The organism is Burkholderia sp. FW306-1C-G01B (genome assembly GCF_058781685.1).
The window spans coordinates 165,677-183,674 of record NZ_JBYSWZ010000003.1 but is presented as its reverse complement, the minus strand read 5'-3'; the positions used below and the strand labels follow the sequence as shown (position 1 = coordinate 183,674).

The following is a 17,998-nucleotide window of genomic DNA, read 5'->3' as shown; positions in this document are numbered from 1 at the left end:
GGAGGCATGCATCATGAATCGTCGTAACTGGCTGGTTTGGCTGGCCGTCTGCTCGATCGGCACGGTCGCCGCGTTCGCGCAGGCCGCGGACCCGGAAACCATCAAGATCGGCTTCGCCGGCCCGCTGACGGGGCCCGTCGCGCGCGTCGGCAAGGACCTGCAATACGGTGCGCAGCTCGCGCTCGACGAGGAAAACGCGAAGCATCCGACCATCGGCGGCAAGCCGGTGCGCTTCGTGCTCGACGTGCAGGACGATCAGGCCGATCCGCGCATCGCGATCCAGGTCGCGCAGAAGCTCGTCGACGACGGCGTGGCCGGCGTGATCGGCCACTACAACTCGGGCTGCAGCATTCCCGCGTCGGCCGTCTACCGACAGGCGAACGTCGCGATGATCACGCCCGGCTCGACCAATCCGCAACTGACGATGCAGGGTTTCAAGAACGTGTTCCGCACGATGGGGCACGACGGCATCGGCGGCGTGGTGGCCGGCCGCTTCGCGGTCGAGCAGTTGAAGGCGAAGCGGATCGGCATCATCGACGATCGCACCGCGTTCGGCCAGGGGCTTGCCGACGCGTTCGAGAAAGGCGTGAAGGACGCGCACGGCAGCGTCGTCGGCCGCGAATACACGAACGACAAGGCTGTCGATTTCCGCGGCATCCTGACGACGATGAAGAGCAACAACGTCGACCTGCTGTTCTTCGGCGGGCTCGACGAACAGGGCGCGATGCTCGTCAAGCAGATGCGCTCGCTCGGCATCCGCGCGCAACTGTTCGGCGCCGGCGCGCTGAAAAGCAACGCATTCCTGAAGATCGCCGGCAGTTCGGGCGAAGGCACGCAGGATCTCGAGCCGGGCCCCGCGCTCGACAAGCTGCCGTCCGCCGTCGCGTTCGCGCAGCGCTACAAGGCGCGCTTCAACCAGGACGTCGAGCTGTATGCGCCGTTCGCGTACGACGCGGCGCTCGCGATGATCGCGGCGATCCGCAAGGCCGATTCGGTCGATCGCGCCAGGATCGTCGCGAGCCTGCCGGGCGTGTCGGTCACCGGCGTGACCGGGAAGATCTCGTTCGACGAGCGCGGCGACCTGATCAAGCCGCCCTACACGCTGTTCCGCGTCGAACAGGGGCAGTGGCGCAGCATCCGCACGGTCGGCGGCGCGTCGAACTGAGCGGCAGGACAGCGGACGGCGCCGCCTACCGCGCCGCCTGCTGCCGCTGTATCTCCTGCGCTTTCATCTGCAGATACGCGCTCTTTTCCACTTCGTGCAGTTGCTGCGGATACTGCTCGGTCGCGTCGAACCAGCGCGCGAGGCGCTGGTCGAGCGGCTTGTCGAGCGTCGCGAGATAGGTGTCGATCGCGAGGTAGTAGCGCATCGTGTTGCGCTCCAGCAGCCCGCGCACGCCGCCGATGTATTGCGGCCGCGCGGCCGATGCGTCGCCGACGGCCGTGAACCCGACCTTGTCGCTGCCGACCGTCGCGAGGTAGGTCTTCATCGCCATCCGGCCGACCGTGCCGAAGCCGTACGAATACGTGAGATGCAGGAACGTGCGCGACGCGCCGACCGGCACGGCCTCCAGCGCGATCCGGTAATCCTTCGTGCCCATCGGGCCGCTGTCGGCGGTCAGGTCGACCTGGAAGTAGTCGGGCGTCGCGGCCGCCACGCGATAGCGGAACTGCAGGCGATAGGTATCCGACAGCTTCTGCTGGATCTTGCGGCCGACGTTGACGTCGAGCACCGGGCCGTTGCCGTCGCTCGATGCGCGACAGTACTTCGTGTTCAGGTGCAGGATCAGCACCGCGCACCAGTTCGCCGGGCCTTGCGCGGAATCGTTGAGCTGGCCGTTCACGACCGCGAACGGATAGTCGACCACCGCGTAGATGTCGCCCTTCAGCGACGACGACGCCTCCGACGATTCGAGGGTCAGCGGCCGGTGAAACGCGTTGTCCTTCAGTTGCGCGCCGAGGCTGTGGTAACGGTCGAGCAGCGCCGCCGCGCCGCCTACGCCGTCCGCGCCGAACGCCAGCGCGCTCCAGCCGACACAAAGGGCCGCGACGAGCGCGTGCCAGGCGCGACGCGCAAGCTGCGTGCCGCGCGGATGTTTGGATGTCTCCATTCTTGTGCTCCCGCCGGGCGCGCGCTGGTCGCACGCATGTGTCACAGAATACGCCTGCGCGACGTTACGCGACGTGGCGCTTCGCGCACCGCCGCTATCGGCTTCGCTTCACCGGCACCGGCAACTGCGCCGCGGTGATCCGGATCAGCGCCGACAGCCATTCGCGGTCGTCCCAGCGATCGCCGGCGATGACGAGGTGCGGCTTCGCCGCCGGATACGGCGGGCCTTCGTCGCAGGTGCCGAGAAACGCGCGGCCTTCGGGTGTCGGCTTGACGAACAGACGGTCGTCGCAGACGAGCGCGACCATCTTGCCATCGCAATAGATGCCGTATTCGCCGAACATCTTGCGGGCCGATACCGTGCCGGCCGCCGCCATCTGCTCGACGATGAAATCGACCGTGCCCTGGCTCGATGCCATCCGCTGCTCCTGGTGAAAAAGTGTATGACCGTCGCATCGGCCGGACTGTTCCGTTCGATCGGCAGATACGCTGCGGCGCGTCATTCATTCGCAGACGGGAAACGCGCCCAACCATCGACCGCTGTCGTCGCGTGCGCGTTCCCGGCCAGCAACTTCCGACTCGCCTACTTGTCTGCAGCAAACGCATTCGACATCTGCCGCGCCCGCTTCACATCGTCGCCATGCAGATAGATCGACGTCGTCGAAATCGACGCATGCCGCAAGTTGTCTCGCACGGTCGTCAACTCCGCGCCGCGCGCAAGCGCGTGCGTCGCATGCGTATGACGCATCCAGTGCGGGCTCGCCTGCCGCAGCTTCTGCGCAAGCGCCGGGTTATCGGCATCGACGACATCGGCCGTCTGCGCGAAAAAGCGCTGCATCACCTTCCACAGCCGCACGCTCGTGATCGCGGCCGCGCCGTCTTCCGCGAGGCTCGGGATCAGCGGCGTGTCGGGCCGCCAGCGCACCGGCGTGACCGGCAACCGGCGCGCGACCAGATGACGATCGAGCGCCGTGCGCGCCAGCGGCGGCAGCGCGACGCGCGCGGCCTTGCGCCCCTTGCCGATCACCTTCAGCCATGCGTCGCCGTGCGCATCCGTCTCGATGTCGCCGAGCGTCGCGCCGACCAGCTCGCTCGCGCGCAGTCCGGTCGCATAACCGAAATCGAGGATGAAGCGCAGCCGTTGCGCGGCGGCGAGCGTCCAGCCGGACGACGCGTCCTTGCGGAACTCGAGCCCGTCGGCGATCGTGCGGACCAGCAGCCACTCGCCTTCGGTGAACGCATGCGACGTGTCGAGTGCGTTCGGGCCGCGCGTGTCGCGCACCTTGACACCCGCGAACGGATTCGCGAGCAGGTAGCGCTGCTCGATCAGCCAGCGGAACAGCGCGCCGAGCACCGACAGCGTGTACGCCGCCGAGCGCGCGGACAGCCCGCCGGAGAACGGCCGCCAGTCGGGCGCGCCGCGCGGCCGCACGGGCCCGACCCAGCGCTCGTGCGGCGTCGGGCGCCGCACGAACGCGCGATACGCGACCGCATCCTCCGTCGTCAGCGACGACAGCGCGCGGCCGCGCTCGACGATCGCCCACAGGATCAGCCGCTCGGCCTCTTTCCGGTATGCGCGCCGCGTCGCAGCCGATTCGTGCAGAGACAGCCATGCGTGCACGGCCGCGTAATCGTTGTCCGCGTCGAGCGTGCTGGTCGCGCGCGGCGCGCGGAACGTGCCGGCCGAACCGTCGACTTCGTGCGGCAGCTTCAACTGCTCCCACGGCACGATGTTGCTGCGCGGTGTCGCGGCGATCAGCGCGCGCGCCCGTTCGGTCAGGTCCGGATGCGCGGCAAAAAACGCCTCGATGCGTCGTGCACTGGCCATGCCGAGGCCAGGAATCGCGCTCCACCACTGGCGCCGGCGCGGAATCCGCACGGTCAGATCCGCGAGCGTCGCAATCCCGTGCGCACGCAGCGCGGCGACCGCGCGCGCGGGCAGCCACAGGCCGACGTCGTCGCTGATCTGCGGGACCGGCGCGCGCGCATGACGCAGCAGGCCGATCGCTTCGGTCGCGGCCTTCGCCTCCCGCACACGCTCACCGTCGGGATGACCGAGCCGTTCCGCGAGATCGGGCCGGCCGGCCAGCCGTGCGACGCGCACGAGGCGGCGGCGAATGCCGCCGATCACGCCGCGCGCCGAGCGCCCTGCGCCGAGACGATCGGGCAGGTAGCGTTCGACGGCCTGGCGCACGGTCATGCCCGCGTACCACGCGCGCAGCGCGGCCAGTTCGTCGGCATCGGGAAAACCTGCGGGCGCAGGCGCGGCATCGGAGGAAGGCGGTGAGGTGAGGCGCGGTTTCATGGGCGCCAGTTTGACAGAAGCGCGCGCGGCCGGAAGCGTCGTGCGCGGCGCTCCCGGCACGACGATCATGATTTGATACAAATCACGATGTCGTTCATCCGGCCGCAACAACAAAAATAGGTGGGCGCAACTGCACCGCACGCGCCTGTTATGCTGCGCCCTGCATTCGCGCGTCACCCGTCCGCATCTTCCACGCTGCTGCGGTCGGGATCCGCATTGAATTGCGCTGGACGATCCGGCCATCCGCATCGGGATTCGCGGGCCACAGCCCGTTGTTTATCGAAGGTTGCGCCGGACGTTCAATGCATTTCCGGCCGTCGGTCAATAAAACCGCTACATATAAGAACCACAATTTCATGACATCACGCCTTCTTGCCGCGCTCGTTGCCGTGGCCTTGAGCTGCACCGCGCTGCCCGCCGCCCACGCGCGCACCTACATCGCGCCGACGGCGTCGTTCGGGACAGGCGCTCATGTTCACCGGTTCGTGCTGCGCGACCCCGTCACGCACCAGCCGCTGCCGAATGCGCGGTACCGGCTGTTCCTGCCCGGCCAGGTCATCGCGGGCCTGCCCGTCAAGCCGGACCAGCACGACAGCGTGATCTTCGGCACGACCGACGCTGCCGGGCGCACCGTCAGAATCCGGCTGCCGAAGGTTCATCCGCAGAAGCAGTGGGTGTTCAACGCGGTCGTCGGCGAAGGCGACATGGGCGAATCGTTCCGGCTGGTCGAGCCATTCGGCAATGAGCCGCTCGGCAAATTCCCGTATGTACTGGACGTGGAAAACGAATATCTGGCGTGCGGCTACTCGGATGCGAACGGCTACACCTACTACGCGCAATCGCGCACGCCGCGGAACGTCAGTCTGTACGCCGGGACGCTGGCCGGGTCCGCCGACGCCGACTGGTGCGCGGGCCCGGGCGCGGCCATCGCGAACGGCGCGAGCAATCCCGGCGCGCCGGACCTGTACACACAATACCTCGGCAGCCTGGTAGCCAACGGCAGCCGGATCAGCACCGAATTGCGGCAACAGATCGTCACCAAGCTGCTGTCGCTCGCGATCGCCGGGCACGACGCGAGCCGTGTCGCCGCCGTGCTCGATCTCGGCGAGATCCCCGACGATCGCCTGAACGACATCGGCTATCGGCTCGTCGACGCGGGTGTGGAAGTCGATCGCGGGCTCGCGATGATCGACGCGCATCTCGCGAAGTCACCGGACGATGCGTATGCGCTCGACAGCAAGGGCTGGGCGCTGTATCGCCTCGGTCGCAACGACGAGGCGCTCGCGTGGTTCGACCGGTCGATCGCGATCTTCGCGAAGAACGGCAACGACGACAGCGACACGCGCGAAGCCTATGCGACCGGCCTGACGCACAGGGGCGAAGTGCTGTGGAAGCTGGGACGCCAGGATGAGGCGCGCGCTGCGTTCGCGCAGGCGCGGAAGATTCAGCCGAAGAACGCGGAGCTGGAGGAAACGGCGAAGCGGCTGGAGATACAGATCGGGCAGGACGGCGCGAAGGCGCCGGGAACGGCAGGCGCGCAAGCGGAGTAACGGCGCCGGGCAGCGGCGCGAAGCGACGGGGCCGGTGCCGGTTCGGCCGCGGCTACCGCCGGCTTTTCGACAGACGGCCGCCGGACCTGTCGGGCCCGGTCGACCGGGAGACGCGGGCAGAGCATGCCCCGCGTCACTCCTCGCCTTTCACGCCCGGATTGAGCATCACGACGAAGCCGGCCACGCCGACGAGCAACGCGATCGCGCCGCCGCGCAGCGCCATCGCTTCATCGAACAGCAGCCCCGTCACGACGGCCATCATCCCCGCGAGCGACACGAACACGGCGATCGCCGCGACAACGATCCGGTACTGGCGGCGTATCATCTCGCACCCGCCGCATCAGGCCGCGGCGGCGGCCGATACGTCGGCGTCGTCGCCGCGAATCAGCAGCACCGGGCATTTCGAGCCGCGCACGAAGCGCTCGGCGACGCTGCCGAGCAGCACGCGCCGGATGCCGCGCCGCCCGTGCGTGCCGACCACCGCGAGATCGATCCCGCGTTCCTTCACGTAGCGCTGCAGGCGTTCCGCAACGTCCTCGCCGATGCTCTCGGTCTCGACGAGTTCGGCCTCGCCCTTCGCGCCGGCGGCCGCGACGATCTGTTCGGCGTCGCGCAGCACCTTGAACCCGTCTTCGCGGATTTCCTCGATGAGCGCATGCGGGTCCAAACGGCCCGCGTAAGTGAACAGCACCGACTTGTCGACCACATACACGACGCTGACGTGCGCGTCGCCCGCCAGTGCCATCCTCACTGCCTCGGCAAGCGCCTGTTTCGACGTAGCGCTGCCGTCGACGGCCACCATGATCTTCTCGTACATGCAAACCTCGCTGGGGTGAACTGCCGCGCACCGTATCGCGCGCGGCCATGTCGCCATCATCGGCGGCTGGCGGGTTCGGTTGTTGATGACGATCAAGCCAGGCCGGCATTCGATCCGCCAGCCGGCGACGCAGGCGCCCGCCACGCGCGCGGCGTTCGGCCGCCGCGCAGGAAGGAAACCCTCGTTTCCCGTCGTTCGATTCACTCGGGAAAGCGCTTTCCCTGTTGCGTCGCACAACGTGCCGGGCTTGCTGGCGCCGGGGCGAGCCGATCGTCCAGCGGAGATCCCGAGGGTGGCGTGCGGCGGCCGTGGGCCGCCAATGCGCGACCGGATCGAGCGGCCCTCGCGCCGAAAGCGCTATCATCGAATGTACGACTTTCGTCCGGCCCTTTTTTGCCGGCTCACTTTCAACTCGCTCAACCGACATGACAACGACTACCGAACGCGTGGACGGCGCCGCCCAGCATCTCGTCGCCGCCCGCCATGCCGGCTCGCCCGGCCCGCTGCTGCCCGATGCGCTGCGCCCCGAGGACGTCGACACCGCGCTGGCGATCCAGCAGCGCGTCGCCGACCTGCTCGGCGAACCCGTCGGCGGATGGAAATGCGCGCTGCCGCCGCCCGACCGCGTGATCCTCGCGCCGATCTTCGCGTCGACGATCCGCGAAGCCGATGCGCCGTATCGCGTCGTCGGCGGGCCGATCGTGCGGATCGAACCGGAAATCGCGTTCGTGCTCGATCGCGACCTGCCCGCGCGCGGCGAGCCGTACGACGAGAACGACGTGCGCGGCGCGATCCGCGAAGTGCGCATCGTGCTCGAGGTGCTCGGCTGCCGCTATGCGGAACCGGCGCGCGCGTCGAAGTTCGAGTTGCTGGCCGACGGGCAATTCAACCAAGGGTTGTGCGTCGGCCCGGTCGTGCACGACGGGCTGAACGTGCCGCTCGCGACGCTGGCGCTGTCGTTCGAAGGCGCACTGAACCGCACGATCGACGGCCGCCATCCCGACGGCGATCCGCTGAAGCCGCTCGTGTGGCTCGTCAATTTCCTCGCGTCGCGCGGCGATGCGGTGCGCGCCGGCCAGATCGTGACGACCGGTTCGTACGCGGGCGCGATCGATGTGCCGCTCGGCGATGCGCTGACGGTCCGCTTCGGCGAGCTCGGCAGTTTGTCGGTGACGTTGACGGCGTAATGTGTCACGCGCGCTGCCGCCCGACCTTGCGTGACGGCAGCCTCATCGCGCGTGGCCTCAACACCGATCACGCGAACCGCGTCCACCCCGATACCTGACATGTCGCTGACACCGCTTCCCGCCCTGCTCGACGAAGTCCTGCGTACCGTCGCTCGCCGTTACCGGCTGCCGCCGCTCGACAGCATGTCGTCGCCGACCGACGCCGCGAACCCGGCCGCCACCCTTGCACTCGTGATCGAGGAAGCGCGCCGGATCCGAAGCGACGGACACGCTCCCGGCGCGGAACTGCAGCAACGCTTCATCGATGCGCTCGCACGGATGATCCGCGACGCGATGGACAGGCAATCCGGCGATCCCGCCTTCCAGGCCGCGGTGCTGCGGCACGACGCGCCGAGCGTGCGCGAATACGCGTCGTTGCACGCGCACGCCGAGCAGGATCGGCGCGCGCTGCATTCGGCCGTCAACGCGATCGCGCACCCGGCCAAACTCGAGCGCAGCGCCCAGGCGTGGCAACGCGACGGGCTCGCGCGGCTGCATGCGGCCGCAACGTCCGCGTCGTGGGCCGATCTCCATGCCACGCTGCAGCATCTGCTCGCGCTGCCCGACATGGCGACCGATGCCGCGTTCGAGCAGGACATCGTCAAGCTGAAGGATGGTGCGGCACTCGAACGCCTGCTGCGTCTCGATGCGCTGGCGTCGGACGAGCACGTCCGGCGATACCGCGCACTGTGGGTACGCCAGGGTCCGCTCGAAGGCAGCACGATCGCGGTCGCGCAGGGCGCCGCGTCGCAGCGGCGCGGCGCGGCCGTCGAAGCGCTGGCCGCACAGGCGCTCGACGCGTTGGCCGGCAGGCTCGAAGCCGTGGACGAACGGCGCACCTACCGTGTGGTCACATCGATGCGCGTGCCGTCGTCGATCCCGGGCCGGCACGACCGCGCCAAAACCGAATGGGATGCGATCCTGCTCGAACGCCCGCGCGGCGACGAATCAGCGCCCGTGTGGAACGTCCGCTTCCTCGTCGAAGCGAAGGCGTCCGCGGATGCGGCGACGACCGATTTGCCGCGGCTGCTGCGCGGCCTGAACCTGCTCGCGCAGGCCGACCCCGACACGATCTATTCGTTCGAGACGCACCAGGGCACGGTGCGCATGCACGGCGCGTCGCTGCGCGCGTTGACGACCGACGACGCGGCGCTGCAACGGGAAGTGCTCTATTGCTGCGATGCGTCCGCGGACGCGGCGCCGCGCTTGCTGGGCGCCGCGAGCCGGATGCAGTTGCTGTCGGCGCAGGCGAGCCTCGAATACGCGAGCGCGCTCGCACGGCAGCCGGACGCCGATCCGCGCGGCCTCGGCGTCATCTGGCACGCGCTGCTGACGCTGCCGCAATGGCATGCCGTGCTGCATCAATACCCGTCGCTGCGGCAGGTCCGCGAACTGATGGTGGCGATCGACGACTTGCGGGCCGCGATCGACGATGTCGCCGACGACGGCGTCGCGAGCAGCGTGTACGCGTGATGCACGAGCCGGGCCGTCGCGCAACGACAACGCGCCGCCCGCTCAGTTGGTGAGCACGCCGAACGGCAGCGTCCACCCCGCCAGCCGGCCGCCGTCGGCCCATCGATCGTCAGCCGCGCCGCAAGGCAGCAGAACCGGCGCGGTCGCACACTCGAGCGTTTCCTTCGGCGTATGGCCGAACTCCGCCTTGAACAACCGGTGGAAATACTTCTCGTCGGGAAAGCCGTGCGCCCACGCGATTTCCGCGATGCGCTGATGCCTGCGCTGCGGATCGCCCAGCACGTGGTACGCGTGACGCAGCCGCCTGCGCGTGATCTGCCGCATCACGCCGCCCTCTTCCTTGAACAGTTGATAGAGCCGCGCTCGCGACACGCCGATGTCGCGGCAGATCCGGTCGGGCGTGAGGTCGGGCTCCAGCAGATGCGTGTCGATGTAGCGCCGGACCCGCTCGACCAGCGCGTTGTCGATCGGGCCGCGCGCGTCGTGCAGCGCCTGCGCGGTCGGCGACACCGCCGCGGCCAGCAGCAGCAACATCGACTGCACGATGCTCGGCACCTCGTGCATGCGCAGGCTCGGCAGGTTCCGGAACAGCGACAGCATCTGGTCGCCGAGCAGGCGGCCCACGCCGCTCGTCAGCGTCTGGCCGTGCAGCTGCGCCGCGTGGCCCGGCAGCAGGTATCTCGGCACGACCAGGCTGATCACGTCGCCGGCGTCGACCTTGCAATCGTTGATCTGTGCGACGTCATAGACGAACAGGTCGCCGGCGCGCTTGAACAGCTCCGGCCCGCCGATGCGGCTCGCGAGTCGTCCGCCGAGCAGCAGCGTGAACCGGATCGAATCCTGGCCGTCGAGCCGGATCCGCCGCGTGGTCCGGTGAACCGTATAGGTCGGCGCGCGCGACCGCCAGTGCCGGCCCGACAGGATCAACGAGCCGAGCGCCGCGCCGCTCGCTTCCGCGTCGAACGCGCCGTGGCCGCCGTCGTCATCGAGCCGGTAGTCGCATAGCATGTCCTTGACCCAGACGTGGAACCGGTCCGGCTCGGGGTAGTCGATCGTGCGAAACTTGAAAACAGGGACGAATGCCGCTTGATCCATGACAGTTTTTTTTATCGAGCCGACGGGAAAGGATGAATCGGTTCGTCGATTATCGGACCAAATTGCGCCGGCGCAAGGCCGGCGCGGCATATCGTCCACGAAAGCGGTCGACCGACGCCCTGCGGCGGGCGTCGTCGTCATCGCGCCATCAGCGCTGCGGATGGCATTCCCAGTTGTTGTACGTCGGCCGGTCGATCGGCGTGAGCCCCGGAATCATGAACACCGTACAGCCGAAACGCCGCCCCTTGCCGGTCGTCGCGTCGTAACTCACCTTCTGGCCGCCCAGCCCGTCCTTCTTCCCGTACTGCACGTTGGCGATCGTGATCTCGTCCGACGACGCCAGCCCGAGCGTCTTCGCGGTCGACGTCTGGACGTCGACCATGTTCATCTGCGTCGTGCCGCACGCGGACAACACGAGGCCGGCGACCGCGATGCCCAGCGCGGTCCGTACAGTGCAATGCAAGGTCTTCTTCATGACTTCTCCTTCGATTTCCCGACGCGAAACGGTTACGAGCCCGGGGTATAAAAGCTGGCCTGCAGCTGGCTGCCGACACTCGCGACATACGATTGCCAGACAAGCGCCATCGCCCCCGTCGCGTTGACGGCGAGCGCCGGCCACGACGCACTCTGTGCCGCCAGCGTCGACGCGCTCCACGCACCGTTCCGGTAGCTGGCCGCGATGACTGCCGACGCGCCCGGCATGCCCGTGTCCTGCCATGCGGCCGTCACGTTGCCGGCCGCGTCGATCACCAGCGGCGGGTACTGGGCTGCCGCCCCGTTCAGGTGTTCCGTCAGTCGCTGCAGCGGCCCCCAGTTTCCGCTGGCATCGGACACGCTCGCCTGCAGGACCGCGCCCCCTTCCGCCCACATCACGGCAGCCACGCCGTTTTCGTTGACGGTCAGCATCGGCGTCGCGATGAAGCCCGTCGGCTCCGCGATCGCGGGCGCCACTGACTGCGCGGGCTGCCACCCGGTTCCGGACACATAGCGCTGCGACATCGTGGTGGTGAGGATCTTCCCGCCGGTCACGTCGAGTTGCCCCCAGACCAGCGTGATGTTGCCCTTCACGTCCATGCCGGCCACCGGCGAGATGATCGTCGTGAACAGGCTCGTGTTCGACACGGCCTGATTGACGTTGGTCCAGCCGTTCGTCGCGTCGTACGTAGCGGTCCAAAGCGCCGAGTGCGTATGATTGGTCTGCCGCCACGCGAGCACGGCCCGGCCGGACGACAGCACCGACATCATCGGCCGCACGTTGTCGGTATCGCCGGTCACGGCGCCCGGCCCGGTCTGCACCGGCATCTGGATCAGCGCCGTCGGCGACCACTGGCCGGCCTGCGTATAGCGCGTCCACGCAATGCGTGTATCCAGCAGGCTGATCGACTGCGTCCATGCGACGAGCGCATTGCCCTGACTGTCGATCCCGGCCGTATAGGACGAACCCGCCATATCCGGCGCCAGTTCGAATGCCGCGCCCCATCCGGTATTCGGGCTGTACGGGCGCGCCCACAGTGCGTACGTGTTGGGGCCCGGCATCCATTCGGTCCAGAACGCGACCGCCTGCCCGCTCGCGTTACCGACCAGTTGCGGCTGAACCCCGCTCAACCCGTTCATCGAATGCGAACCGTCGCCCGTGTCGAGCCGCGTCGCACTTGCCCAGCCCGAGCCCGGGACATAGCGCGCGCCCCACATCTCGTTGCCGTTCGCGCCGGCCGGGCCATTGGTCATCCAGGTGGCAAGCGCGTTGCCGCTCGCGTCGATCGTCACGCTGGGCTCGCCCTCCGGCCCCTTGCCGTCCAGCGCAACGGCCGGCGACCAGCCGGCCTGCGGCTGCGCGGTCCCGCCGCCCGTCGGGCTGCCGTTCGAACCGCCGCCGGGCGCTGACGGACCGGAAGGTGAACCGGGATTGTTCGGCGTCGACAATGACGCGCCGCCGTTCGGGGCGACATCGTCGCCGCCGCATGCGCTCAGCGCGAGAGCGGCTGCCATGACCATCCATGTAATGGGTTTCATCGGAATCCTCTTGTTTTCATTTGCCGGCGTACTCTCGTCTGCCGTTCGCCGAAACGACGCGCGGCTTCGATCGGGCTATTTGATAAGCAATACTATTGAGCAGGCATGGAAAGCGGCATCTGTTCGCCTCCCCGTCATGATCGATTCCGTCGCGCGGATCGACGCGAACGCCGCTTTCGGCGGACCTCCCCGGCCGGACAGCAATGACGACACGTCGTCTATCGCCGGGCTGTCCGCAACTGCCGGCTGAATCTTAATTCAGGCGATCCGGATTCAAGGTGGCGTTACGTCTACACTGAGTGGACTTCCATTTCGTCGCGCCGGCAATCGCCACGACTTGCCGTCAGGCGCGTACCCGCCGGCGCTATCCGTCCCGCCCGTGAGGTACGATACGCGCCGGGGCACGACGCCCCCTGAGAGACCCGGCCATCGCGGCCCCACCCCAGCACAAGAAAAATGCGAAGAAACCCATTGCTACAACGAAACCTGTTCGCCGCGCTGGCGGCCAGCCTGCTCTGGATCCCCGGCGCTCATGCCAGCTCGGACGACACTTGCTACGCGCCGGCCACGCTCCGGCAGAATACGTACTCGTGCAGCAACGTGCCGATGCTGAGCCCTGCCAACGACACGCGCATCAACGCGATGCTGATGATGGTCGACAGCGCCAAGGTCGCACAGGTGTTCCCGGACCCGAAGACGATCCCGGCGAAAGACCGGATCAACCAGATCATCGTGCCGTTCCCGATGGACTTTTCCGGATGGATCTATATCGGCCAGAAGGAGCCCGACAAGACCCGCAGCGGGTCGGATGCGGATGCGCCGTCGAACCGGTATGCCGACGGCGAAGGCAGCATCTGCCGCAGCATGAACGCCGGCGCCGACGCGTTCAACGACGCGCTGAATGCCTCCGGCGGCGTCCCCGCCGACGAAGCCGCGCGCCTGCGCGCAGCGCGCGCCGACATCGCGCAGAAAACCTGTGCCGCGGGCGGCGCGAGCGCCGCCTGGACGAAGCCGCCGGTCAAATCGCCGCTTGGCCAGCAGTTCGCCGCGTACCTCGACGGCACGAACGCGTTCTACCGCGCCGACTTCCTCGCCGCGACCAAGGCCTTCGCGAACGCATCGCACAGCGCGAACCCGTGGCTGAAGGAAACCGGCCTCTATATGGCCGGGCGCGCGCAGTTGAACGCCGCGCAGGCCAATGTATTCGACAACGACAGCCCCACGCCGTCGCGCGCTCGCGTGACGAAGGTGTCGCTCGACGCCGCGAATACGGTGTTTCGCACCTACCTGAAGGTGTATCCGCAGGGGCGCTATGCGGTGTCCGCGTCGGGGCTGTTGCGGCGCGTCGCGTGGCTAGGCGGAAACGTCACGCAGCAGGCCGACCTCTACGGCCATGCGCTCGCGCGCTGGTCGCCCGCGACCTCGAACGTGCCGCTGATGCAACTGGCGAACGAACTCGACAGCAAGCTGCTGTTCGGGTCGGACCTCGACGCGGCCCAGATCCAGTCGCCGACCGTGCTCGCGACCGTCGACCTGCTGCGCATGCGTACGTCGGACAGCGGCGATTCGAGCCGCAACAAACCGCTGACGCTGGACGACCTGCAGGCGCAGAAGCCGCGCTTCGCGAACGCGCCCGCGCTCTACGAATACCTGCTCGCGACCTGGTATGTCCAGATCGGGCACAAGCCGGATGCCGCCCTCGAACTGCTGCCGCAGACGCCCGCCGTGCCGCTCGACTACTTCGGCCTGAGCCAGCAGGCGCTGCGCGCGTTCGCGCTGGAGGACAGCGGCCAGACCGACAAGGCCCGCCAGCTGTGGCGCGACCTGATCCCGCTCGCCAAATTCCGCTTCCAGCGCGAGGCGCTGGAACTCGCGCTCGCGATCAACCTGGAGCAGGCCGGGCTCGTCAACGACGTGTTCGCCGACGATTCGCCCGTGCAGAACGCCGCGCTCCGGGCGATCCTGCTGCAGAGCACGGCCGGTGCCGACCTGCTGCGCGCGCAGGCGCAGAACCAGGCGACCGGCGGCGCGCTGCGCGACACCGCGCTGTACACGCTGCTGTACAAGGAGCTCACGCGCTCGCACTATGCCGACTTCATCGCCGACGCCGCGCTGGTGTCCGGCACGCCCGCCGATCCGTTGAAGCCGTTCGTCGCGCCCGGCACCAGGAACGAAGACGGCTACACGTGCCCGTCCGCACGCGACATCGCCGCGACGCTTCAGCAAAACCCCGGCGATTCGAAAGGGCTGAACTGCCTCGCCGATTTCGTGCGCCGTCATCCGCCCGCGGCCGGCCTCGAAAACGATCCGGTGCCGCTATGGATGCGCAACGCGTCGTCGACATCCTCCACGCGCGTACCGCCGACGCTCGGCGCATCGCCGTCGCAGTTCGCGGGCAAGCCGTACGAGCGGATGTCGAGCTACGCGACGGTGATGGCCGATGCTCAGGCGAACGCGAACGACCGCGCTTACGCGTTCTACCGCGCGATCAAGTGCTATGCGCCGTCGGGCAGCAACGACTGCGGCGGCAAGGACGTGCCGAAGAACACGCGCAAGCGCTGGTTCGATACGCTGAAGGCCACCTATCCGGGCAGTCCGTGGGCGCAGAAGCTCCGCTACTACTGGTGAGCGCGGCGTGAAGCGCATTGCGTGCGTCGCGCTGCTGCTGGCCGGACGCATCGTGCTGGCCGGCACCGTCGATCCCGCACAGTACGACGCGTTCTGGCTGTGGGCCGGCGTGAAACCGCAAGCGGTCGTAAGCGGCGCGCGCGCCGTCTACGTGCTGCAAGGGCAGATCGAAGCATCGCCGCGGGACGAGTCGCAGGTGCGCGTCATCGCGCAGGGCGTCGCACTGCCGCCCGCGCCGAACGCGCGCGTCTGGCTCGTCTACCGTGCGCATACGCTGCGCTGGACACCGCGCGTCACGCAGATCATGCTGGCGCAGCTCACGCGCTGGCGCGCGTCGGGCCGCACGATCGCGGGCATCCAGATCGACTTCGATGCGCGTACGCGCCATCTGCAGGACTACCTGGAATTCCTGCGGACGTTGCGCGAGACCTTGCCCGCCGATTGCCGGTTGAGCATCACGGGGCTGCTCGACTGGAGCAGCCGCATCGATGCCGACCAGGTCAACCAGCTCAGGGGCATCGTCGACGAGGTGGTCGTGCAGACCTACCAGGGGCGCAGCACGATCCCCGACTATGCGGCCTACCTGCCGCGCGTCGCGCGGCTGCAACTGCCGTTCCGGATCGGCGTGATCCAGGGCGGCGAGTGGGACGCGCCGCCGTACCTCGCGACGAATCCGTGGTTCCGCGGCTACGTCGTGTTCCTGCGCAACAGCTAGCGGGCGGAAACGCGGCGACGTTGGTCCCGCCCGCGTGCCGGAGTATCAGATGCGATAAATCCGCTCTGCATTGCCGACACACAACGCGTGCCTCTCCGCATCGCTCGCCCCCGCGATGATCTCCGAATACGCTCGCCAGAGCGCCGGATACCCGGCATGCAGCCGGTCGATCGGAAAATTCGACGCGAACATGCATCGCGCGGCGCCGAATGCGTCGATCCCCTCGAGCACATATGGCCGGAAGCTCTCGGTCGTCCACCGGTGATCGAACATCGCAAGCCCGCTCAGCTTGAGCATGACGTTCTCGCGCCGGGCGAGCCCGTGCAGCCCGGTGCGCCACGCGCGGTAGCCGTGCACGCTGTCGCGGTCGACGAACATGCCCGCGTGATTGACGATGAAGACCGTGTCCGGATGCGCGTCGATCAGCGTCAGCGCGGCCCCGACCTGGGACGGATAGAGCTGCAGGTCGAACGACAGCCCGAGCCGTGCGAGCCACCCGAAATGGTCGCGCCAGCCCGGATCGTCGAGATAGTCGCGATCGACGTAGTTGTACCAGGGGTTCGCGTGGCGGTTCAGTACCTGGCGAATGCCGCGCACGTTCGCGCAGGCGGCGGCCGCCTCGAGCCTCGCAGGCGCGTCGGCACGCGACAGGTCGACGCCCGCGACAATGCCCTCGGGCATGCCGCCGCTCGCCGGCGTGTCGGCCAGCGCCTGCAGCCATTCGACCTCGCTCGGCGTGGTCCACGCGTCATGGATCGCTTCGACGTGCACGACTTTCAGGATGTCGATCCCGCCCGCGTCTGCGCGCAGGTCGGCCGGACCGTATGCGCGCGGCAGCGCCGCCACCGGCCCGGAAAACGCCGGTTGCGCGCGGTCGAGCCAGCCGTAGCTCAACGCATCGGCATCCCAGAAATGCACATGTGGATCGACGACCTGCATTGCGCCTCCCTGCGATCACGCCAGATGGAACATCGGTTCCAGATGTTTTTCGAGCGGCCGCCCGTCCCCGTCCGTCGCCATCAGGTCGGCCATGTACGCCCACCACCGGCGCATCACGTCGGCCTGCGCGAGTTCGGCCATCCGGTGCCCGGCCGGGCGTTTCAAGACGGCGAACAGGCAATCCGTCTCGTCGTCGAGAAAGATCCAGTAATCGGCCATGCCGGCCGCGCGCAGCGCGTCGGCCAGCTCCGGCCAGATCGCATCGTGGCGCCGCCGGTACTCGTCCTTCTGCCCGGGATGCAGCCGCATCCTGAACGCGATCGTTTCCATGTCCGCCCCCGTCATTGCAGGTTCACGTAGAGGCCGCCGTCGACGAGAAGTGCCGCGCCGTTGACGTAGCGCGCCAGGTCCGACGCAAGGAACACCACGCAGTCCGCGACGTCGTCGGGTTCGCCGAGGCGGCCGAGCGGAATGCGCCGCTCGAAGTACTCGGCCTTGCCGGGCGCCGCGAGATCCGCTTCGTTGATCTCGGTGCGGATCGTGCCCGGCAGCACGGAATTGCAGCGGATCCGGTGCGGGCCGAGCGCGACCGCGCACGACTGCATCAGCGCGTGCACGCCGGCCTTCGTCGGCGTGTAGTGCGTCTGCATGCCGCCGCCGACGAGCGCGCTGATCGAACTCGTCGCGACGATCGCGCCGCCGTCGCCCTGCGCGGCCATTCGGCGCGCGACCGCCTGGGTCACGTGGAACGCGCCGTGCAGGTTGACCTCCATCGTGCGTCGCAGCAGGTCGGCGGGCAGATCGAGGAACGCGTGGAACGGACAGATCCCCGCATTGCTCGCCAGCACGTCGATCCGGCCGAACGCGTCGACGGCCCGCGCGACCAGCTCGTCCGCGGTGTCCGGCCGCGCGATGTCGCCCGGCACGGCGAGCGCGCGCCGGCCAGTCGCGCCGATCTCGTCGACCAGCGCGTCGAGCGCGTGATCCGACTGCGCCGGCAGCAACGGGTTGGCCCAGTAATTGACGACGACGTCGGCGCCATGCCGCGCGCACGCGAGCGCGATCGCCCGGCCGATGCCGCGCGAGCCGCCGGTGACGACAACGACCTTGTTCTCGAGCAGTTTCAT

Annotated in this window: 19 protein-coding genes; 7 read left to right on the top strand and 12 right to left on the bottom strand. The window is 68.3% G+C overall.

All coding sequences use genetic code 11. The annotated features are described in order from the left end of the window. Positions 1 to 13: 13 nt before the first annotated feature. Positions 14 to 1,165, top strand: coding sequence for a branched-chain amino acid ABC transporter substrate-binding protein (locus tag AC3WLY_RS08215; protein WP_492310552.1), 1,152 nt, complete (start codon positions 14 to 16; stop codon positions 1,163 to 1,165). Positions 1,166 to 1,190: 25 nt separating this feature from the next. On the opposite strand, the gene AC3WLY_RS08210 is transcribed toward AC3WLY_RS08215, so the two are convergent. The 4 genes from AC3WLY_RS08210 to AC3WLY_RS08195 form a co-directional block, all read right to left on the bottom strand. Then, complete coding sequence (locus AC3WLY_RS08210) at positions 1,191 to 2,111, bottom strand: hypothetical protein (RefSeq protein WP_175961822.1); 921 nt, start codon at positions 2,109 to 2,111, stop codon at positions 1,191 to 1,193. A gap of 94 nt (positions 2,112 to 2,205) precedes the next feature. After that, the gene (locus tag AC3WLY_RS08205; protein WP_425131943.1) at positions 2,206 to 2,529 is read right to left on the bottom strand and encodes a TfoX/Sxy family protein; all 324 of its coding nucleotides are present in this window, start codon (positions 2,527 to 2,529) and stop codon (positions 2,206 to 2,208) included. 164 nt (positions 2,530 to 2,693) lie between these two features. Then, positions 2,694 to 4,415, bottom strand: a complete 1,722-nt coding sequence (locus AC3WLY_RS08200; protein WP_492310553.1) for a site-specific integrase — start codon at positions 4,413 to 4,415, stop codon at positions 2,694 to 2,696. A gap of 148 nt (positions 4,416 to 4,563) precedes the next feature. Next, on the bottom strand, positions 4,564 to 4,773 hold the full coding sequence (locus AC3WLY_RS08195) for a hypothetical protein (protein ID WP_425131941.1): 210 nt from the start codon (positions 4,771 to 4,773) through the stop codon (positions 4,564 to 4,566). On the opposite strand from AC3WLY_RS08195, the gene AC3WLY_RS08190 reads away from it, so the two are divergent. Next, complete coding sequence (locus tag AC3WLY_RS08190; protein ID WP_492310554.1) at positions 4,772 to 5,965, top strand: tetratricopeptide repeat protein; 1,194 nt, start codon at positions 4,772 to 4,774, stop codon at positions 5,963 to 5,965. The two genes, AC3WLY_RS08195 and AC3WLY_RS08190, sit on opposite strands and share 2 nt — an antisense overlap. Before the next feature lie 133 nt (positions 5,966 to 6,098). Here the strand turns inward: AC3WLY_RS08190 and AC3WLY_RS08185 are convergent, their stop codons facing one another. Next, positions 6,099 to 6,290: a DUF2964 family protein gene (locus AC3WLY_RS08185; protein ID WP_175961826.1), complete on the bottom strand. Its 192-nt coding sequence runs from the start codon at positions 6,288 to 6,290 to the stop codon at positions 6,099 to 6,101. A gap of 15 nt (positions 6,291 to 6,305) precedes the next feature. Then, positions 6,306 to 6,782 carry a universal stress protein gene (locus tag AC3WLY_RS08180; protein WP_492310555.1) on the bottom strand — a complete coding sequence of 159 codons (477 nt, stop codon included), beginning with the start codon at positions 6,780 to 6,782 and terminating at the stop codon, positions 6,306 to 6,308. Positions 6,783 to 7,207: 425 nt separating this feature from the next. Here AC3WLY_RS08180 and AC3WLY_RS08175 point away from each other — a divergent pair, with 425 nt between their 5' ends. Both AC3WLY_RS08175 and AC3WLY_RS08170 read left to right on the top strand, forming a co-directional pair. Next, complete coding sequence (locus AC3WLY_RS08175; protein ID WP_175961828.1) at positions 7,208 to 7,969, top strand: 2-keto-4-pentenoate hydratase; 762 nt, start codon at positions 7,208 to 7,210, stop codon at positions 7,967 to 7,969. A 99-nt stretch (positions 7,970 to 8,068) separates the two neighbouring features. Further along, positions 8,069 to 9,481 (top strand): 3-deoxy-D-arabino-heptulosonate 7-phosphate synthase, encoded by a 1,413-nt coding sequence (locus AC3WLY_RS08170; RefSeq protein ID WP_492310556.1) that lies wholly within the window; start codon positions 8,069 to 8,071, stop codon positions 9,479 to 9,481. A 42-nt stretch (positions 9,482 to 9,523) separates the two neighbouring features. Here AC3WLY_RS08170 and AC3WLY_RS08165 read toward each other — a convergent pair whose 3' ends face one another. From AC3WLY_RS08165 to AC3WLY_RS08155, 3 genes are all read right to left on the bottom strand, one after another. After that, on the bottom strand, positions 9,524 to 10,576 hold the full coding sequence (locus AC3WLY_RS08165; protein WP_310133665.1) for a helix-turn-helix domain-containing protein: 1,053 nt from the start codon (positions 10,574 to 10,576) through the stop codon (positions 9,524 to 9,526). Positions 10,577 to 10,724: 148 nt separating this feature from the next. Next, entirely contained in the window at positions 10,725 to 11,051 is a 327-nt protein-coding gene (locus AC3WLY_RS08160; protein ID WP_175961831.1) for a hypothetical protein, read from the bottom strand. A gap of 32 nt (positions 11,052 to 11,083) precedes the next feature. Further along, positions 11,084 to 12,589, bottom strand: coding sequence for a hypothetical protein (locus tag AC3WLY_RS08155; RefSeq protein ID WP_175961832.1), 1,506 nt, complete (start codon positions 12,587 to 12,589; stop codon positions 11,084 to 11,086). Between AC3WLY_RS08155 and AC3WLY_RS08150 the strand changes: the two genes are divergently transcribed. The 3 genes from AC3WLY_RS08150 to AC3WLY_RS08140 all read left to right on the top strand — a co-directional run bounded on the left by AC3WLY_RS08150 (position 12,564) and on the right by AC3WLY_RS08140 (position 15,932). Next, a complete protein-coding gene (locus AC3WLY_RS08150; RefSeq protein ID WP_175961833.1) occupies positions 12,564 to 12,839 on the top strand; it encodes a hypothetical protein in 276 nt (91 codons plus the stop codon). The genes AC3WLY_RS08155 and AC3WLY_RS08150 overlap by 26 nt on opposite strands. A 206-nt stretch (positions 12,840 to 13,045) precedes the next feature. Then, a complete protein-coding gene (locus AC3WLY_RS08145) occupies positions 13,046 to 15,217 on the top strand; it encodes a PA5441 family protein (protein WP_492310557.1) in 2,172 nt (723 codons plus the stop codon). A gap of 7 nt (positions 15,218 to 15,224) precedes the next feature. Continuing rightward, positions 15,225 to 15,932: a DUF3142 domain-containing protein gene (locus AC3WLY_RS08140; RefSeq protein WP_492310558.1), complete on the top strand. Its 708-nt coding sequence runs from the start codon at positions 15,225 to 15,227 to the stop codon at positions 15,930 to 15,932. Between the two features lie 45 nt (positions 15,933 to 15,977). Here the strand turns inward: AC3WLY_RS08140 and AC3WLY_RS08135 are convergent, their stop codons facing one another. From AC3WLY_RS08135 to lra1, 3 genes are read right to left on the bottom strand one after another with little or no spacing between them, the layout of a single operon-like run. Then, a complete protein-coding gene (locus tag AC3WLY_RS08135; protein ID WP_310133648.1) occupies positions 15,978 to 16,871 on the bottom strand; it encodes an amidohydrolase family protein in 894 nt (297 codons plus the stop codon). 15 nt (positions 16,872 to 16,886) lie between these two features. After that, positions 16,887 to 17,201, bottom strand: a complete 315-nt coding sequence (rhaM, locus tag AC3WLY_RS08130) for an L-rhamnose mutarotase (RefSeq protein WP_072437770.1) — start codon at positions 17,199 to 17,201, stop codon at positions 16,887 to 16,889. Positions 17,202 to 17,212: 11 nt separating this feature from the next. Next, the gene (gene lra1, locus AC3WLY_RS08125; protein ID WP_492310559.1) at positions 17,213 to 17,998 is read right to left on the bottom strand and encodes an L-rhamnose 1-dehydrogenase Lra1; all 786 of its coding nucleotides are present in this window, start codon (positions 17,996 to 17,998) and stop codon (positions 17,213 to 17,215) included.

What these genes read in the sequence shown, in the direction of transcription:
- AC3WLY_RS08210 (WP_175961822.1), bottom strand. Translation starts at nt 2,111, where the DNA reads ATGGAGACATCCAAACATCCGCGCGGCACGCAGCTTGCGCGTCGCGCC.
- AC3WLY_RS08175 (WP_175961828.1), top strand. Translation starts at nt 7,208, where the DNA reads ATGACAACGACTACCGAACGCGTGGACGGCGCCGCCCAGCATCTCGTC.
- AC3WLY_RS08215 (WP_492310552.1), top strand. Translation starts at nt 14, where the DNA reads ATGAATCGTCGTAACTGGCTGGTTTGGCTGGCCGTCTGCTCGATCGGC.
- AC3WLY_RS08205 (WP_425131943.1), bottom strand. Translation starts at nt 2,529, where the DNA reads ATGGCATCGAGCCAGGGCACGGTCGATTTCATCGTCGAGCAGATGGCG.
- AC3WLY_RS08185 (WP_175961826.1), bottom strand. Translation starts at nt 6,290, where the DNA reads ATGATACGCCGCCAGTACCGGATCGTTGTCGCGGCGATCGCCGTGTTC.
- AC3WLY_RS08170 (WP_492310556.1), top strand. Translation starts at nt 8,069, where the DNA reads ATGTCGCTGACACCGCTTCCCGCCCTGCTCGACGAAGTCCTGCGTACC.
- AC3WLY_RS08195 (WP_425131941.1), bottom strand. Translation starts at nt 4,773, where the DNA reads ATGAAATTGTGGTTCTTATATGTAGCGGTTTTATTGACCGACGGCCGG.
- AC3WLY_RS08200 (WP_492310553.1), bottom strand. Translation starts at nt 4,415, where the DNA reads ATGAAACCGCGCCTCACCTCACCGCCTTCCTCCGATGCCGCGCCTGCG.
- AC3WLY_RS08190 (WP_492310554.1), top strand. Translation starts at nt 4,772, where the DNA reads ATGACATCACGCCTTCTTGCCGCGCTCGTTGCCGTGGCCTTGAGCTGC.
- rhaM (WP_072437770.1), bottom strand. Translation starts at nt 17,201, where the DNA reads ATGGAAACGATCGCGTTCAGGATGCGGCTGCATCCCGGGCAGAAGGAC.
- AC3WLY_RS08150 (WP_175961833.1), top strand. Translation starts at nt 12,564, where the DNA reads ATGACCATCCATGTAATGGGTTTCATCGGAATCCTCTTGTTTTCATTT.
- AC3WLY_RS08145 (WP_492310557.1), top strand. Translation starts at nt 13,046, where the DNA reads ATGCGAAGAAACCCATTGCTACAACGAAACCTGTTCGCCGCGCTGGCG.
- AC3WLY_RS08155 (WP_175961832.1), bottom strand. Translation starts at nt 12,589, where the DNA reads ATGAAACCCATTACATGGATGGTCATGGCAGCCGCTCTCGCGCTGAGC.
- AC3WLY_RS08165 (WP_310133665.1), bottom strand. Translation starts at nt 10,576, where the DNA reads ATGGATCAAGCGGCATTCGTCCCTGTTTTCAAGTTTCGCACGATCGAC.
- AC3WLY_RS08135 (WP_310133648.1), bottom strand. Translation starts at nt 16,871, where the DNA reads ATGCAGGTCGTCGATCCACATGTGCATTTCTGGGATGCCGATGCGTTG.
- lra1 (WP_492310559.1), bottom strand. Translation starts at nt 17,998, where the DNA reads ATGAAACTGCTCGAGAACAAGGTCGTTGTCGTCACCGGCGGCTCGCGC.
- AC3WLY_RS08160 (WP_175961831.1), bottom strand. Translation starts at nt 11,051, where the DNA reads ATGAAGAAGACCTTGCATTGCACTGTACGGACCGCGCTGGGCATCGCG.
- AC3WLY_RS08180 (WP_492310555.1), bottom strand. Translation starts at nt 6,782, where the DNA reads ATGTACGAGAAGATCATGGTGGCCGTCGACGGCAGCGCTACGTCGAAA.